This is a genomic window from Tolypothrix campylonemoides VB511288_2, from assembly GCF_045999855.1.
Lineage (GTDB): Bacteria > Cyanobacteriota > Cyanobacteriia > Cyanobacteriales > Nostocaceae > Scytonema > Scytonema bouteillei_A.
In genome coordinates this window covers 192,785-210,413 of sequence record NZ_JBFPMW010000006.1, presented here as the reverse complement: position 1 = coordinate 210,413, position 17,629 = coordinate 192,785, and the positions used below count along the sequence as shown (strand labels likewise).

The window sequence follows — 17,629 nt, the reverse complement described above, 5'->3', positions numbered from 1 at the left end:
GAGAGTTTCTCAACCTGGGCTTATCCCTACTCCAACAAATCGGGTTCTTCCCGTACCGTCTTTTGATAGATTGGCTGAAAACTAAACCACCCAGCTATGGGGGTTCCTACTTGGCTGCGTGTCAGGCGTGCGGTTTCAGGTTTTATCAGACGGGGTTGACCGGCTGCTTCAGCCAATAGTTGCGCCTGGGACGATCGCTCAAAGCTAATGTACCACCAAGCTGCTTCGTCAACGGTTTGACCTACTGTCAAATGACCGTGATTGCTTAAGATTACTGCTTTTTTGTTGCCTAATGCTTCAGCGATGCGCTTACCTTCTTGGGGATCTAGTACGACGCCAGTATAGTCATCAAATAGAGCGTGGTCTTCATAAAAAGCGCAAGAATCTTGAGTTAGGGGATCGAGCAAGCGATGAAAACTTGACCAAGTTTTCCCGTAAAGTGAATGAGCGTGTGCTGCAGCGACAATATCAGGTCGTGCTTCATGCACTTGGGAATGGATGGCAAAAGCCGCTCGATTCACACCACCTTCGCCTTTAACAACCTCTCCCCCTGCATCTACCAAAAGGAGGTTTGAAACCTTGATTTCAGCAAAGTTGACTCCAAACGGATTTACCCAAAAATGATCTGTAAATTCCGGATCGCGAGCTGTAATATGACCTGCTATACCCTCACTAAAACCAAAACGTGCGAATACACGAAAGGCTGCAGCTAGATGTTGCTTGCGGTAAAGACGTTCCTCTTCTACGCTAGCAAAAATAGGGGGTTGCGGTCTCTCATACTTTGGCATGATTTTTCTGTTCCTCTTTGCAAGGGGCGTTTGAATATCCAGAACGAAAAGAACTAACGCTTTTTTGTTCTGGATTGTACTGGTGTCTCCAAATACATCCAGTATCGTTGCCAAGAACGTGGATGGATATTGATGGTGCGAAAACAGTCGTTGTCTTAACTGCGTGGATATCTCCTTCTGGAGGTAGAAGTTGGTAAATATCGCCCGGTCTTAGCTGACGCACTTCGACAACCTCTAATTGGGCGTGTCCTTCCTCATCGCCCTTATCCACACGTCGATAAACAGTTTCTTCTTGTCTTCCTTTATACAAACCTACTAGCCCCCATGCAAGATGATCGTGAACGGGAGTTGTAGAACCTGGGGGAATGACTAAACTAAAAACAGTGAGCGATCGGTCTTTTGCTCTATACAACAACCATTGCCCGATACCACCCCCCATAGCACTTTGTGGATTGGGTTGAGCAAATTTTTCCGGTAACCATCCTTGTTGGGCTAATAACTCTGTAAAAAGCGGCTCAAGGGCAGTTAAAGTCTCACTGCGGTTCTCCCTTGTACGATAGCTAATTTCATGAACCATAGCAACAAATTGTTTAAGTTCAAGGCTATCTACAAACCATTGATCTGCTTCTAATATTTCTAAATCGCTCATAAAATTTTGGATTTTGGATTTGTTACAAAAATTTCCCTTGTCGCCCTTGTTCCCCTCTTATCCCTTTATCCGCAGATGAGAACCTCCGCAACTAGCTCAACCACAACCATTCAATATAAAATACGGTAAATTGATAGATATATAGGCTATTTGAAGTATCAGCAGAAATATCCCACAAACAGGTGAAAAAATCAAGTCACTATTTTTTGTCGGTAGCACTCGCTATCTTTGTAATGCATAAGACATCAAACGCTCTATTATTCTAGCTCCATAGGATCTTCCTGACTTGAGCCAGCGATCGCAAAAATGCCTAGTCTCAACTTAAAAGCACAAGGGATCGCAGAAAATTGTAACGAAATTTACAAAAATGATATTTTTTTAGAAAAAAAGGATACGCTAAGCATAGTTCCATCAAATGTGGTCGAATCTTGACAAAGTAATTTCTTTTAGTATAAACCAACACTACTTGTTACGCGATCGCATGTGAAAAGTCATGTTGCGTGCTGGAGGATATACTACCCCTCCTCCAACTGTAACAATCGCCAAGGGTTGAAAGCAGTTGGAGTTACATGTGGTCGATCGATTTGGTTGGGAAAGATATCCCAATTCAAAAATTGCTGTGGCAAGTAATCGATAAAACTATGAAAAAGTATAGATTTGACCCCATGTACGAGTTTATCGGGAACTAACAATCGTAAACGTCTGAAAAAGCGAAAATAGAGCTATAAGGAGAAAATTTTATGGTTTCCTCTTGCGAAATTCCATTGGTGGCTCCAAGCCCCGCGCATATTTGTCCGTTCGATCAAGCCTGCAGTTATCTAGAACAGGCTGCAAAAGAATTGAATTTGGAGCGGGGTTTGTTGGAGCTTCTAAGACACCCACGCAAAGTCATTACAGTTTCTATTCCCGTGAAGAGGGATAATGGAGAGGTTGAAGTTCTTGCCGGACATAGGGTACAACACTGTGACATTTTAGGTCCCTATAAAGGCGGTACGCGTTACCATCCGGCTGTCACATTACAAGAAGTTTCAGCACTCGCGATGCTCATGACTTGGAAATGTGCGCTCGTTGGGTTGCCTTATGGAGGTGCGAAAGGAGGTATTGCGATCGAGCCAAAATTCTACAGTGTTGGAGAACTTGAAAGAATTACCCGCCGTTACACAACAGAGTTAATTAAAGATATCGGTCCGTCAGAAGACATTCCCGCACCGGATATGGGAACTTCTGCTCGTGAGATGGCATGGATGATGGACACTTACTCTATGAATGTAGGTCATGCCGTACCGGGAGTCGTTACTGGTAAACCTATTTCCATCGGTGGTTCGAGAGGAAGAGAAATGGCAACCGGACGCGGGACTATGATTGTTGTACGTGAAGCCCTAGCAGATATAGGTAAATCGTTAGCAGGAGCGCGAGTCGTCATTCAAGGTTTTGGAAATGTAGGTGCAGCCGCAGCTATATTGATGCATCAAGCCGGAGCAAAGATTATTGCTGTTTCTAATGCTGATGGAGGACTTTATTCAGATATTGGGCTGGATATTCCTGCTTTAAAAGACTATGCAGCACAAAACGACAAGAATATTGTTGGTTACCCAAATGCAATACCAATTAGTAATGCCGAGCTATTAACTTTGTCTTGTGATGTTTTGGTTCCTGCAGCGTTAGAGAATCAAATCACGGAGAAAAACGCCCATCAAGTAGACGCAACGATTGTAGCAGAAGCTGCTAATGGTCCTGTCACTCTTGAGGCAAATGAAATTTTAGAAGCTAGAGGTATCACGGTACTACCAGATATTTTGGCTAACGCGGGCGGTGTTGTGGTGAGTTATTTGGAGTGGGTACAAGGTCTTTCTTATGTATTTTGGGATGAAGATCGTGTCAATAGGGAAATGGAATTGCTGATGGTGCAAGCCTATCGTCAAGTCATACAACAATCCGAACAACGTCACATACCTCTGCGGTTAGCTGCATATACTTTGGGTGTTGGTCGCGTTGCTCAAGCACTTCACGATCGCGGTCTGTATCCTTAACCCGTTTCGATGAAGTCAAAACAGACCTCTCTCAAGCCCCTCTCCTCGCAGGCTAAGGTGTACATACAAGTCTTTTAAAGTGCATTCTTACAGATGCGATCGCTCTTAGCTTCCTTTAAAAAAGCTCCGGTGGTGTACACAAGTCTTTTAAAGTGAGTGCATTAAAAGCAGTTTCGATCCCCCCTAGCCCCCCTTAAAAAAGGGGGGAACTGAATTCCAAATCTCCCTTTTCACGATGTTTCATCTCTTTGTTAGAGATCTGTACACCATCGTAGCCGATAAATTGGGGGGCTAAGATACTCAAAAGTCCCCCTTTTTAAGGGGGATTTAGGGGGATCTAAAAAATTATGAGACTAAACAAATATGTGTGAAAACACGGCCTAGCCCCTTTTTAAAGCTACGGTGGCGTACACAAGTCTTTTAAAGTGCATTCTTGCGGATGCGATCGCTCCTAGCTTCCCTTAAAAAGGCTACGGTGGTGTACACAAGTCTTATATAGTGCATTAAAAGCAGTTTCGATCCCCCCTAACCCCCCGATAAATTGGAGGGAACTGAATTCCAATTCTCCCTTTTCACGATGTTTCATCTCTTTGTTAGAGATCTGTACACCATCGTAGCCGATAAATTGGGGGGCTAAGATACTCAAAAGTCCCCCTTTTTAAGGGGGATTTAGGGGGATCTAAAAAATTATGAGACTAAACAAATATGTGTGAAAACACGGCCTAGCCCCTTTTTAAAGCTACGGTGGCGTACACAAGTCTTTTAAAGTGCATTCTTGCGGATGCGATCGCTCCTAGCTTCCCTTAAAAAGGCTACGGTGGTGTACACAAGTCTTATATAGTGCATTAAAAGCAGTTTCGATCCCCCCTAACCCCCCGATAAATTGGGGGGAAATTGGAATTACCTCCCTGTTATCCAGTACCGGCATTCCCTTGACCCGATGTCAAAGTGGCGATTTGTGAGTCATTACTGGCGCTTAACCGATCGGTTTCAATGGTTAGGTTCCCTGAGTTACCAAGTGCCCCAGAAGCTACATAGTTGTAAATAAAGCCATTCGTAACAGTTGTCGTCCCTCTAGCATTCAGCGTAATATCTCCCGCCTGACTGCTAGCCGATCCAAGATCTGGGTTTATCCCGGCGTACAAGGCACTTGCTGAAATATTTAAGTTTCGGGCGTTAACTGCTATACTACAACCTCCTCCAGCACTTATATCAACATAAGCACCATTGGTGAGTGATACATCTGCACGCGTTAAATTATCGGGAAAATCCAAGCCAAGAAAATTGTTACCATCAGCATTCAGCCCAACCGTTCCTGTTCCAGCCAATCCTCCCAACTCGACTCAACCACCAGAGGCTGTCAGTATCCCGCCATCAGAAGTTATGCTACCGCCCACCAGTTTTAAATTTTGAATTCAAAATTTTTATTTATTTTCTATTTTTCTCAAAAATTGGAATTTACAGTTTTTTCAACAATGCAAAACAACTACAACCTACTGATTGTTGACTCTGTTAATTTTATCTAGAAAAAATTTTTTCAACCCCTCTGCTTTGATATTTGCATATCAAATTAGATATTTTATTATCAAAGACCGTAATACGACAACTGAACTCAAAAAAGTATGAAGATTTTATTCTTGACTTTAAACACTCTTAATTGTAGAAACGAATTAACATCTATTTAATAGCGTCGGTACGCACTTGCGTTCGCGAAAGCCCTTACTTAGGATGTCTAACTCAACCTTATTGAAATCTGTTATCATTCTAGATTTCAAACAACTGGTTTCTAAACTGTCGTTACTGTACTAGAGCGATCGTTCTCAAACAATTTGATAGTGTCCAACTCTTAACCTTCTGTGTGTTTCGCCATTTTTTTACACTTAGTTCTTAATTTTTCAGTAACAGTTTGTCACTTTTTATAGAAACGGAATTTAATATAGTATTCTTTCAGACTTTTTCTTAAGTTTCTATACTCGATTCTGGCTCAGGTATTTACATTAGTTATCTCAAGCAGATGTGGATTTACAGGCTTTGCTTAAAAATCGATACTTTTCTATACGATGGATTATATGAAGTTTTTCCTCAGAGAAAACCTTTCTAAATAAGGAATAGAGGCAGTTTTTTCTGATTATTCATGATTTGGTATTATGTAAGGATTGTTAAATTTAAGTGACTGACAAGGAAAACTGTGGTAATTGTTCCTAAGTAGGACTTACGCATAGCCCCCTTTTTAAGATACGGTGTACACAATTCTTTTAAAGTGCTTTCTTGGGGTTTCGATCCCCCCTAACCCCCCTTGAAAAAGGGGGAAATTTGATTCCAATTCTCTCTTTTCATGATGTTTCATGTCTTTTCTAAAGATTATGTACACCACCGTAGCTTGTTAGGGGGGAAGTTGATTCTAATTCCTCCTTTTTTAGGATGTTTCATGTCTTTTCTAGAGAGATGTACACTACCGTAGCCTTCTTACGGTAGGCTAAGGGTTCCCTCTGGGTTTGGGGGGAGATGGGGGATCGATAACGTGTAAAATACCCAAAATGACGTTGAGGTTGCGTAAGTCCTATTAAGTAGAAAAAATAACTCTGAACCTGTTTAAAACATCAGGTGCGATCGTTGTTCGCAAGAGTCCAATTTAACTAAGGAGTGCATTGTACTATGAGTATGGGCAAACAGCCCGGTTATGTAAAACTCAATTTCGCTGTTTCGTTAGTGCTTGAAGCGTTAATAGCTACCTCTTGCACTTGTAAAGTCTCCGCTGAGAGTGTACCTCACGATCGCTTTAATTCCAAAAGTTTGCCCCTTTCTCAATTAAAAATCTTAACTCTTACAAGTAGCAAGACAGCGTCCGACAATCTTATATCCCAGGTTCCCAATTCTCCCGATCTCCCCAATCCCCTGACTCCGACACCACCACCTCCACAACCTGTCCCCGACCCACAACCCTTACCAGAAACTCCACTTGATACCACTCCACCTAAACCTCCTTCTTCAGAAACCAGTCCCGAGCTTTCCGGAACTATCACAGTTAAAAAATTTGAGTTTGAAGGTAATACAGCCTTTAGTGATGAAACCTTAAGCAAAAAGACAGCAGAATATACTAACCGACCAATCACTTTTTCCCAACTGCTGCAAGTTGAGGCTGTCATAACAAAGCTTTATATCGATGCTGGATATATTAATTCTGGTGCTGTGATCGTTGCAGGACAGGAATTATCTCCCGAAGGAGCAGTCGTTAAAGTTCAGATTGTGGAAGGTGGAGTTGAGGAAATTAAGATTACGGGAACTCGACGGTTAAATCCAAACTACGTTCGCTCTCGTATCAAACTGGGTACCTCTAAACCTTTAAATAGAGACCGCTTGCTCAAAACACTGCAATTACTACAACTGAATCCCTTAATTGAAAGGCTGTCTGCTGATGTGTCTGCGGGTTCGCGTCCCGAACAAAGTGTAGTGGAAATTAAAGTCGTTGAAGCAGACTCTTTTAGAACAGAATTATTTGTCGATAATGGTCGTGCTCCCAGTGTAGGTAGTTTTCGACGGGGTATCCGTATTAGTGAAGGCAATGTTTTTGGTATAGGTGATGGCTTCTCAGCAACCTATACAAATACCGATGGGAGTAACGCTCTTGACCTGAGCTACAGTGTACCAGTCAATTCCCGCAACGGCTCTATTAACATAGCAGGTGGTTTTACTGAGACTACAGTGATTGAACCTCCCTTCGATCGCATCGATATTACAGGCGATTCTTTTTACATAGAAGCTGGGTTCCGCCAACCGATTATCCAAACACCCTCTCAAGAATTTGCCCTGGGCTTATCTTTTTCCCGCCAGCAAAGCCAGACAGAAATTGACGGAGAAGGCTTTCCCATTTCTGCGGGCGCTAACAACAATGGACAAACACGTATATCAGCACTGCGGTTTGTACAAGAATATACACAGCGCAATCGGAGACAGGTCTTTGCATTGCGTTCTCAATTTAGTGTTGGTATAGGATTATTTGATGCAACCATTAATAACGATCCTCCAGATAGTCGGTTTTTCTCGTGGCGGGGACAAGGACAATACATACGGCTTTTAGCACCAGACACCATACTGTTATTTCGCTCCGATCTGCAGTTTGCCTCGAAAACCCTAGTCCCATTAGAGCAAATTGGTTTAGGGGGTTTTCAAAGCATCCGGGGTTACAGACAGGATGAACTGTTGGTTGATAATGGCTTTTTTGCCTCAGCAGAAGTTAGGTTTCCTATTCTACGCATACAAGAGGTTAATGGAGTTTTGCAGATCGTTCCATTTGTTGATTTTGGTATTGGCTGGAACAGTTCAGATACCCCCAACCCAGATCGCAATACCTTGATGAGTGTTGGTTTGGGATTGCAATGGCAGATGAACGACACGTTAACCGCCCGTATCGATTACGGTATTCCTCTCATCAACAGTGATTTGAGGGATAGCGATCGCACTTTACAAGAAAAAGGTTTTTATTTTTCAGTCAATTACAGCCCTTTTTAAGGATTTTCGCCAGAATACTTTTGAATTGCGGACTTAATTATGAAACAGATGCAGCAGCTTTTTTTAATATCCCTACCCCTAACAGTACTGGGATGTTTTGCTTCTACCAACATTGTTAAAGCACAAGTCAGTTCTGATGGGACTTTATCTACCACCGTTACCCCCAATGGTCCTGACTTCACTATCGATAACGGCGATCGAGTTGGAGGAAACCTGTTTCACAGCTTCAAAGAATTTTCTCCCCGTGCTGGCTCGGTCATCTTCAACAATGCTTTAGACGTGCAAAACATTATCAACCGAGTCACAGGCGGTTCTGTTTCTGACATCAATGGTTTGATGAAAGCCCAAGGTAGTGCTAACCTATTTCTACTGAATCCTGCGGGTATTATCTTTGGACCAAATGCTCGATTGGAGATTGGTGGTTCATTTTTTGCCAGTACTGCGGAAAGCTTGTTGTTTGATGGATTTGAGTTTAGCGCCACCAATCCGCAAGCACTACCACCAACATTAAATATTAATATTCCTATTGGTTTGCGTTTTCGGGATAAACCCGAAACAATTACAGTGAAGGGTTACGGTCATAAATTGGAACCAACAATGGGTGCATCTGCAAATTTCAATAGTACTAATCTGAACAACATCCCAGGACAGAACGCTCTCGCTTTACTTGAAGTCCCAGCCGGAAAGACTTTAGCTTTTGTGGGGGGTAATGTGACTTTAGATAGTGGCGTTTTGCAAGCTCCTGGGGGTCAAATCGAGATAGGAGGTTTGAAAACACAGGGAACGGTAGAGATAAAGGACAGCACTTTAATCTTTCCTCAAGGAGTGCAACGAGCTGATGTAACCGTAACTAAACGCTCGGGAATCAATGTCATTACAAATAACAACCAGGGTGGTGGAAGCATTACGATTAATGGACGAAACATTAACATTTCAAATATCAGCATAGTAACAGCTGGTATCGGCCAAAACGTGCAATCGGTTAACGCTACTGCTGGGAATATTAAACTCAATGCAATTGAGTCTATCTCAGTTACGGATAATTCAAAAATAGATAACCGTACTTACGGACAGGGGACTGCAGGTAAGATTATCCTAGATGCGGGTAACAGCATTCAGATCGATTCGGGAAGTAGAGCCAATAGCAGTTTAACAAGGATAGGTCAGGGCAAAGGCGGAAGTATTGAAATGACAACCGGAGTGTTTTCCCTAACCAATGGTGCTAAGTTGTTTGCTGATACAGATGGAAAAGGGAAGGCTGGCGATATAGTTATCAATGCCGAGCGGGTCGAATTGGTTGGTCCCGATAGTGCTATTTTTAACAGAGTACAACAAAACGCTGTAGGAGATGGTGGTGAAATTCGCATTAATACCAATTCGTTTGAAGCCAAAAATGGCGCTGGACTGTTTGCAGATATAAGCGGAAAGGGTGATGGTGCTGATGTCATTATTGATGCCAAAGAGCGAGTTTCCTTTGATGGCAGGGTAGGAAATAATAGTAGTGGTATTCTCAGCGTAGTGCAATCAACTGGTGTGGGCAATGGCGGAGACATCCGCATCAAGACCAAATTTCTAGAACTTACCAATGAAGCTACATTTAATAACAGTTTAACCAACAACAGTCAGGGTAAGGGTGGAAATATTGAAATAACAACCGGAGTGTTTTCTCTTACCAATAAAGGTCAACTGTTGGCTGATACAAATGGAATAGGGAATGCAGGTAATGTCATCATCAATGCCGATCGCGTTGAGTTGCTTGGTGATGGTAGTGCTATTTTTGACAGAGTAGAACCAAACGCCACAGGAAATGGTGGCGAAATCCGCATTACTACCAACTCCCTCGTAGCAAAAGATGGTGGCGGAGTGTTTGCATATGTCCGTGGAACGGGGGCTGGTGCCAATGTCATTATTGATGCCAAGGAGCGAGTCACCTTTGATGGCAGGGTAAAAAATAACAGTAGTGGTATTCTCAGCGTAGTGCAATCAGATGGTGTGGGCAATGGCGGAGATATCCGTGTTAAGACCAAATTGCTTGAACTGACTAATGGGGGTACATTGAATGCTTCTTCTGAAGGAAATGGATCTCCTGGTAACATTTATGTTGATGCTAGCGATCGCATCCTAATTCAAAGTTTTTCTAAAACGAACACGAGTGCTATTTTTAGCCTTGCAGAAGGAAATATAGAAAATAATATTTCAAACAAACTACAAGAGATTCAGATTAAAGCTCGGGAGCTTTCCCTCATTGAGAACGCTCAAATCAATGCCAGTACGGCGGGACAAAATTTAGCAGGTAATGTGAAGATAGACACTGAATCGCTTTCTGTGGCTGGTGGAGCAAAAATTCTTGCTGGAGTTAAAAGGGATGCACAAGGAACGGCTGGGAGTATTACAATTACATCCAAAACATTAACTGTTGAGAACCCAGATAGTGGAATAATAGTCAGTTCTCAAGGAGCAGGAAAAGCGGGCGATATTACAATTCAAGCAAATAGTTTGACACTTAACGATCGAGGAATCATTGCGGCAGACACGCGAAGCACGGAAGGTGGTAATATCACGCTAAATTTGCGAGATGTTTTGCGGCTGCGTCAACGCAGTGCAATTTCCACAAGCGCAGAAGGGACGCAATCTGGTGGAAACGGCGGTAACATCAACATAAATGTCCCTCTCATTGTTGCTTTTCCCGAAAATAATGATATTACTGCCAACGCTATAAGTGGCAGAGGAGGAAATGTCAGAATTAGGGCAAAAGGTTTGTTTGGAATCTCCCCCCTCAGTCGTACAGAGCTTGAGCGACGCTTAAATACGACAGATTCCAGTAAACTCAAACCAGGCGATCTACCAACAAGTGACATCACTGCCATTTCCCAACAGCAGCCAAAGTTAGACGGTACAGTACAGCTGAACACGCCAGATATTGACCCCAATCGGGGATTGGTAGAATTGCCAGAGGAAGTCATAGATCCGACACAACAAGTTGCTCAAAATCCCTGTCAGCGAGGAGTAGGGAGTACCTTTGTAGTTACCGGACGCAGTGGGTTACCACAAAGCCCAACCCAAGCTCTCAGCAGTCGCAATGCACGTATTAGTTTAATCGAGCCAGTTGCAAGTACCGCAACGTCTGCAACTCCAAGTCATTTCACTTCACCCTCTCCCACTCCAACTGTTCAACAGCTTATACCAGCCCAAGGATGGGTATTGAACAGCAAAGGTAAGGTGGTACTGACAGCTTATGACCATACGAGTACGGGTTCGCAACGTTCTTTACGAACCCGTACTGGGTGTATTGCACGTTGATTTGTTTTCACACTCTTCTTTGCACCTTTAGAAGATGTTTGAAAAGTCCTTTCATCAGTAGCAAAACATTCAAAATCCCCCTAAATCCCCCGGTAAATTGGGTAACTTTAAGAGTATTTTCCCCCCTTTTTAAGGGGGGCTAGGGGGGATCGCTAAGTACCTAAACACAACTCACCACTTTTCAAACAACCTATTGGGTGAGACCAAAATGACAGGAGGAAAAATTATGCTTTTAAAGCAGCTTAAACTGAGTAAATTACACAATTTCTTCATAAGAATATACAGACGGCGCTCTCTTTTCCTTGCAGCCTTATTATTTACCCTCTCAACAATTTCACCTGTTATTGCCAAAGTTTCTGTACCCATCTCTATTGCTCAAGCTCAGCAAGAGCCCAAACAACTGACCCAAAAAGCCAGTGAATTATACCGCAATGGCAAATTTGAGGAATCTGCAACTGTCTGGGAACAATTAGCAAATATTTTTGCCACTCAAGGAGATAGTTTAAACCAAGCAATGGCTTTCAGCAATCTTTCTTTGACTTACCAACAGTTCGGACAGTGGAATCTTGCTGAAAAAGTACTTCGAGACAGCTTAAAAATTCTAGAAAATCAACCAGACAACCAGGAAAAATTAAAAATTTACGCTCAAAGTTTGGATATTCAAGGAAATTTACAAAGCGAATTAGGACAGTTAGCAAATGCTTTAAAATCTTGGCAAGAAGCTACAAAAATCTACAGCAAACTAAATGAGCCAGACAAGTTAGCCCAGAGCAAAATTAATCAGGCTCAAGCCATGCAAGATATTGGTCTTTATAATAGTTCTTGCGATACTTTACTAGAAGTGTTAGCTCAAGAAATTGATATTCAAAATTGCCAAAAATTAAGAGAACTGTCTCAACAAGAATTAGAGCAAAAACTGACAAAAGTCAGCAAGAATTCATCTTTACCAATACTAGTAGGCTTGAGAAGCCTGGGCGAACTGTTTCGATTCCAGGGTCAGCCAGAGTTCGCTGAAACTATCTTAAACACCAGCATAAACTTAGCACAAAAACTGAATTCTCCTTGGGAACAGGCTGCTGTCTATCTTAGTATGGGCAATACTTTAAGAGATATCGCAAAAGGCAAAAAATCTCGCGGTGAAATCCAGGATTACGAACAAAGGGCGCTCTCCTACTATAATAAGGCAATCCTTCTATCTCCATTGTTAATAACACGACAGCAAGCACAACTCAATCGACTTAATTTATTGTTAAAGTCTGAGGAATTTCAACAAGCAGAACAATTATGGCGATCGCTCGAACCTCAGATAATGAGCTTACCCCCGAGTCGAACGGGTGTTTACCTTCAAATCAACTTTGCTCATAACTTTGTGGAGTTAGCACAAACAGGTCTCTTCACAAAAGCGAATTCCCAACTTCCAACTTTAAACGAAGTCGATCGCGTCTTATCAAGAGCAGTCGAACAATCTAGAAGTTTGGGAGACAAAAGATCTGAAGCTTATGCATTGGGGTATCGTGGCAATTTGTACATGACTCACTCAATACAGAACTTACCTCAAGCTGAAGAACTAACAAAGCAAGCTCTGCGTATTGCTTCAACTTTTGATTCCCCAGACGTATCTTACCAGTTTTTCTGGCAGCTAGGACAGATACGTAGACAAAGAGGAGATATTAAAGATGCGATCGCAGCTTATACCAAAGCCTATGATGCTCTGCAATCATTACGGAACGATTTGGTAGCGCTCAATCCAGAAGTCCAATTTTCTTTTCAAAACACTGTAGAGCCAGTCTATCGTGAGTTAGTGGAGTTAGACCTAGAATACGCAAAATCTTTAAAAAGTACGGGGAAAAATCGAGAAAGTCAAGAACTTTTAGTTCAAGCCCGTAATGTCATAGAGTCATTGCAACTTGCTGAACTCAACAACTTTTTTAAAGAAGCTTGCGTAGAGGAAAAATCCAAACAAATTGATAGCATAGATCGGACAGCAGCAGTTGTTTATACAATTGTGTTACAAAACAGGTTGGAGGTTATTCTTAGCTTACCCAATCAAGAGCAACCCACTCTGAGCTTTCATACATACGAGTTTAAGCCGGGTGAATTTGAAGACACTGTAGACAAGGTACAACGTTCCCTCACAGATCCCAATAGTATCGAGTCAGATTGGCGAGTCTACTACAAAAAGTTGTATGACTGGCTCATTCAACCTATAGAGACGGAATTGAAAAACTCTAAAGTCACAACTTTAGCTTTTGTATTGGATGCAGATTTGCGAAATCTCCCCATGAGTATCCTTTATGATGGCGAGCAGTATCTGCTACAAAAGTATGCGATCGCCTTAACTCCAGGGTTGCAACTCGTCGATCCAAAACCAATTGCAAAAGTGGATTTAAAAGTCTTCACCGCAGGGCTCAGCAAAATCCGAGAGGGCTTCGAGCCACATAAAGACTTTAAAGCATTAAACTATGTAGAACGAGAACTCGAACAAATTAAGCAAATTGGTCTTTCAGACCGATTGATTCTTAACGAGAAATTCACCAGCACGCAGCTCAAAAAAGAAATTTTTGCTTCTCGTATTCCTCCCCTAGTCCATCTAGCCACGCATGGTGAGTTTAGCTCTAAAGCGAGCGAGACATTTATCCTTGCTTGGGATGAACGCATCAGTGTTAAACGCTTAGGTGACTTATTGCGAGACGCTCGTTTGTACCAGAGTAGACCCATCGAATTATTGGTTCTAAGTGCTTGTGCAACAGCTAGTGGAGATAAACGGGCTGCTTTAGGACTAGCAGGAGTCGCAGTCCGCTCTGGTGCTCGCAGCACCATAGCAACATTGTGGCCTGTTGTGGATCAAACGACAACTCAGATTATGGGTGAATTTTACAGCCAGTTAGAACAAGCCAAGAAGACAAATCTCAGTAAAGCTCAAGCTTTGAGAAAAGCACAACTGGCTTTTATTGATAAGTATGAAAAGTACAGACATCCTCACTTTTGGGCACCTTTTGTACTCGTTGGAAACTGGCAATAAGCACCGGAGCATCCCATAAACACAACGCTCTGGTGACTCCGCCTCCCGTTTCAATGCAGCTTTGCAGAGTTTCGCAGGCTGCATTCACAAGTTCGATCCCCCCTAACCCCCCTTACAAAAGGGGGGAACTTCATTCCAATTCTCCTTTTTCACGATGTTTCATCTCTTTTCTAGAGATCTGTACATCACTATAGCTTTGTAAGGGGAATTTGATTCCAATCCTTAGGTTTGCGGTGGAGTGTTTATTAAAAAGACTCTGCTTAAAATCCAGGAGGAAGAAGTACCTTATCAATTTCCACAACGACACCATTCTGTGCTTCGAGGGATGGTGGTTTACCGATCGCATCATTTAGCTTGACTGTTCCGTTGGGTTCATCGACTGTTACTTTGACTGTTTGACCTTCTAATAAAGTTGGTATTTCTTTACCATCTAACTTTTCATCAGAGATGACCCCCGAAACTAAATGATATTTCAGCACTTTGAGTCGATTTTCTGGCTGACTGTATCGCTGATACACATCTTTAGGTAAAGCTTTGAAAGCTTCATTGGTTGGAGCGAGAACTGTGTAACGACCATTTTTGAGGGTTTTCAGAAGTTGAGCTTTGTTTAATTCATAAACAAGATCGGCAAATTTCCCTTCTTGAGTCAGGGTATCAGCAATATTTTTTTGGGAGTTCCGGTAAGGATAGTTACGATAAGCAGAAGGTTGGAAAAGAGACGATGGAGGATAAAATTTAGCCAAAACAGGAACACAAATAGCGGTACTAGCACCAGCGATCGCAAGCGCGGCGGTCAACTTTTTCAACCAATTTTTGGGGATTGAGTTCTTTAAATTTTGAGGAATCATAAGCGAGCACCTTTGATGTAAACGAATAAATACTTTTACAACTTCTGATTAAGATGAAAAGTTTTGTCTTTACAAAATTTTGATTTTGTGCATTACAACTTACCTGATTTACAGGTAGCTTTTCCCATATATATATATCAGTAAGAAACTCATTAATTACGCATCTTTAGAAAACTTTGTTCAAGCTATAGCAACCCTCTTTGAATTTACAATTTGGCTTTCTTGGTGTAAAAATTATTTCAAATTCTGTAATTGTTCGCGGGGAAAACCTAATTCAACTGCTTTGTCATATGACTCGCGAGCTTCTTGATTTCTCTTTAGCACCTCTAAGACATACCCGCGATTAGCCCAAATATAAGGGTTCTTAGGTTCTATATCTTTGGCTCTGTTAAAAGCGTCTAGTGCATCATTGTAGCGTTGTAGCTCTAGTAGTGCTAGTCCTTTGCTTTGCCAAGCAGGATAAAAATCATTCCTCAAATCAATAACTTTATTAAAAGATTCTAATGCCCCTTGATGGTCTTTAAAGGATTGAGCCAGTACAATACCCCGATTGTACCAAACTTGATAATCTTGCGGACGGAGTTTACTGGCGCGATCGAAAGCGGAAAGGGCTTCTTCACGTTTTTCTGTACCCATAGAAAAAAGTACGTTACCCATACCAAGTAGAGCTTCATAAAAATTTTCATCAATTGCCAGTGCTTTCTGATAAGAAGCCAGTGCATCTTTGGGACGATTTAACTTTAGTAAAACAGTTCCTTGGTCGGTCCAAGCAATTAAATCTTTTGGCTGTCTTCTCAGCAAAAGATTATAAGATTCTAGCGCTTCTTTATAATATTCTCTTGCAAATTGCGGTCCCTGTAACTGTTCTGTAGCCAACCCTATTTCGTACCAAATTTTCGGCTCATCAGGTCTAATTTGCCTGAGTTTATCGAAGGAATCTGATGCTTCCCTATACTGTTGCAGTCCCATATAAGCTAAGCCTTTACCACTCCAAGCTTCAGCATCGTTAGAGTCAATACGCAGAGCTTTTTCGTGCATATCTAAGGCTTCTTTATACCTGCGAAATTTATAGAGAACCTTACCTTTATTGTTGAGCACTTTTACATTCTTTGGTTGTAGAGAGAGTGCTTTATCATACGACCCCAAGGCTCCTGAATCACGCCCCAAGCTTAAAAGAACATCACCTCGACCTTTCCAACCTTCAACTGAGTTGGGTTTCATTGCTATGAGGTTTTCAAATTGTTCTAAAGCTGCTTCAGGTTGACGTATATCGAGTAACTCATTTCCTCGATATGCGTAATAAAAGGGTCGGATAAATGGGTTAATCAATTCTACAGTGATGACAATCGCTCCAACCACTGCTAATAAGATGGGAATGTACCAAAGCTGTAAAGCGAAATGTAAAGAGACTTGTCGAGTTATAGCATTATTTTGAGGAAAAAATGACGGTAAGGGTGGGGAAGTTGAAAATTCGATTGGTGGTGTGCTTCCATTTTGAGAATGATTGTGAGAATGACCGTTTTGTCTTAGCGCGATCGCATTCAAACTCTCTAGAACTTCAACAACAGATTGATAGCGACGATCGGGACTCGGGTCTACCATTTTGGTTAAAATATTTGCTAAGAAATCATCGATCTCAATTCCTTCAGGAAATACAATCTTGTCTGTTTGTCTGTCCCGCCTGATATTCTTTGGCTCGATTCCTGTTAACAGATGAATTGCTGTCATCCCCAAGCCGTAAATATCGCTATTTAAACCGGGTCTTCCCTCCAACTGTTCCGCAGGAGCATATCCCGGCGTTCCAATCATAGTATGAGGTGGTAACTGCTGGTTGTATGATTGCCGAAATGAGTCTGTTGGGTATAGTTGTTTGACTGCACCAAAGTCAATTAAGACAAACTTGCGATCGATATCCCTTCTCATGATATTAGAAGGTTTGATATCGCGATGTATAATATTTATCTGATGAAGATGTTTTAAGATTGATAAAATTTCGTGTAAACAATTCAGAACTTCCTCTTTGGACCATCGCCGATCCATAAGTTTATCCAATGATTTACCCTGTATATACTCTTGAACTATGTAGTAATTTTGACATTCTTCGACGTAATTAATATATTTAGGGATCTGTTGACTTTGCTGTAAATAGTTAAGAATATGGGCTTCTCTTTGAAATAATCTCTTTGCTGCTTCAACATCAGCAATTTGAGGATTTAGTTTTTTGACAACACAAGGAGGGTCAGTTGATAAAGTATCTCTGGCTAAATAAGTTACACCAAAACCCCCTCGTGCCAATTCCCTGATAATTTCGTAGCGTCCACCCAATAATTCTTCGGTCATATAACTTGGTTTTTAAATATAAATTAATATTAAGCGATAGTTTTTAACGAAGCAGGCAGACAACATTTAATTAAGTATATCGTCACAATTAAACTTAACTACTCAGGGTCGTCTTTAGTGAATGAGGATCGTTTAAAAGTAAG

At 41.7% G+C, this 17,629-nt stretch carries 9 protein-coding genes; 4 read left to right on the top strand and 5 right to left on the bottom strand.

The window, feature by feature from the left end; all coding sequences use genetic code 11:
• Positions 1–26: 26 nt before the first annotated feature.
• Positions 27–788, bottom strand: a complete 762-nt coding sequence (locus AB0756_RS19980) for a class II aldolase/adducin family protein (protein ID WP_038078354.1) — start codon at positions 786–788, stop codon at positions 27–29.
• Entirely contained in the window at positions 775–1,437 is a 663-nt protein-coding gene (locus AB0756_RS19975; protein WP_038078352.1) for a cysteine dioxygenase family protein, read from the bottom strand. The genes AB0756_RS19980 and AB0756_RS19975 overlap by 14 nt, the downstream gene beginning before the upstream one ends.
• A 740-nt stretch (positions 1,438–2,177) precedes the next feature.
• Here AB0756_RS19975 and AB0756_RS19970 point away from each other — a divergent pair.
• The gene (locus tag AB0756_RS19970) at positions 2,178–3,467 is read left to right on the top strand and encodes a Glu/Leu/Phe/Val family dehydrogenase (protein ID WP_038078350.1); all 1,290 of its coding nucleotides are present in this window, start codon (positions 2,178–2,180) and stop codon (positions 3,465–3,467) included.
• 911 nt (positions 3,468–4,378) lie between these two features.
• Here the strand turns inward: AB0756_RS19970 and AB0756_RS19965 are convergent.
• Entirely contained in the window at positions 4,379–4,795 is a 417-nt protein-coding gene (locus AB0756_RS19965; RefSeq protein WP_167844794.1) for a hypothetical protein, read from the bottom strand.
• 1,327 nt (positions 4,796–6,122) lie between these two features.
• Between AB0756_RS19965 and AB0756_RS19960 the strand changes: the two genes are divergently transcribed.
• The 3 genes from AB0756_RS19960 to AB0756_RS19950 all read left to right on the top strand — a co-directional run bounded on the left by AB0756_RS19960 (position 6,123) and on the right by AB0756_RS19950 (position 14,298).
• Positions 6,123–7,976: a ShlB/FhaC/HecB family hemolysin secretion/activation protein gene (locus tag AB0756_RS19960; protein ID WP_038104227.1), complete on the top strand. Its 1,854-nt coding sequence runs from the start codon at positions 6,123–6,125 to the stop codon at positions 7,974–7,976.
• A gap of 39 nt (positions 7,977–8,015) precedes the next feature.
• A complete protein-coding gene (locus AB0756_RS19955; RefSeq protein WP_050046597.1) occupies positions 8,016–11,276 on the top strand; it encodes a two-partner secretion domain-containing protein in 3,261 nt (1,086 codons plus the stop codon).
• A gap of 226 nt (positions 11,277–11,502) precedes the next feature.
• Positions 11,503–14,298: a CHAT domain-containing protein gene (locus tag AB0756_RS19950; RefSeq protein WP_167844795.1), complete on the top strand. Its 2,796-nt coding sequence runs from the start codon at positions 11,503–11,505 to the stop codon at positions 14,296–14,298.
• 260 nt (positions 14,299–14,558) lie between these two features.
• On the opposite strand, the gene AB0756_RS19945 is transcribed toward AB0756_RS19950, so the two are convergent.
• Both AB0756_RS19945 and AB0756_RS19940 read right to left on the bottom strand, forming a co-directional pair.
• On the bottom strand, positions 14,559–15,146 hold the full coding sequence (locus AB0756_RS19945; RefSeq protein WP_038092729.1) for a fasciclin domain-containing protein: 588 nt from the start codon (positions 15,144–15,146) through the stop codon (positions 14,559–14,561).
• Between the two features lie 234 nt (positions 15,147–15,380).
• The gene (locus AB0756_RS19940) at positions 15,381–17,486 is read right to left on the bottom strand and encodes a serine/threonine-protein kinase (protein ID WP_038092725.1); all 2,106 of its coding nucleotides are present in this window, start codon (positions 17,484–17,486) and stop codon (positions 15,381–15,383) included.
• Between the last annotated feature and the right edge of the window lie 143 nt (positions 17,487–17,629).

Excerpts from the sequence above, each read along its gene's own strand:
- AB0756_RS19940 (WP_038092725.1), bottom strand. The coding sequence starts at position 17,486 with ATGACCGAAGAATTATTGGGTGGACGCTACGAAATTATCAGGGAATTG.
- AB0756_RS19970 (WP_038078350.1), top strand. The coding sequence starts at position 2,178 with ATGGTTTCCTCTTGCGAAATTCCATTGGTGGCTCCAAGCCCCGCGCAT.
- AB0756_RS19950 (WP_167844795.1), top strand. The coding sequence starts at position 11,503 with ATGCTTTTAAAGCAGCTTAAACTGAGTAAATTACACAATTTCTTCATA.
- AB0756_RS19975 (WP_038078352.1), bottom strand. The coding sequence starts at position 1,437 with ATGAGCGATTTAGAAATATTAGAAGCAGATCAATGGTTTGTAGATAGC.
- AB0756_RS19945 (WP_038092729.1), bottom strand. The coding sequence starts at position 15,146 with ATGATTCCTCAAAATTTAAAGAACTCAATCCCCAAAAATTGGTTGAAA.
- AB0756_RS19980 (WP_038078354.1), bottom strand. The coding sequence starts at position 788 with ATGCCAAAGTATGAGAGACCGCAACCCCCTATTTTTGCTAGCGTAGAA.
- AB0756_RS19960 (WP_038104227.1), top strand. The coding sequence starts at position 6,123 with ATGAGTATGGGCAAACAGCCCGGTTATGTAAAACTCAATTTCGCTGTT.
- AB0756_RS19955 (WP_050046597.1), top strand. The coding sequence starts at position 8,016 with ATGAAACAGATGCAGCAGCTTTTTTTAATATCCCTACCCCTAACAGTA.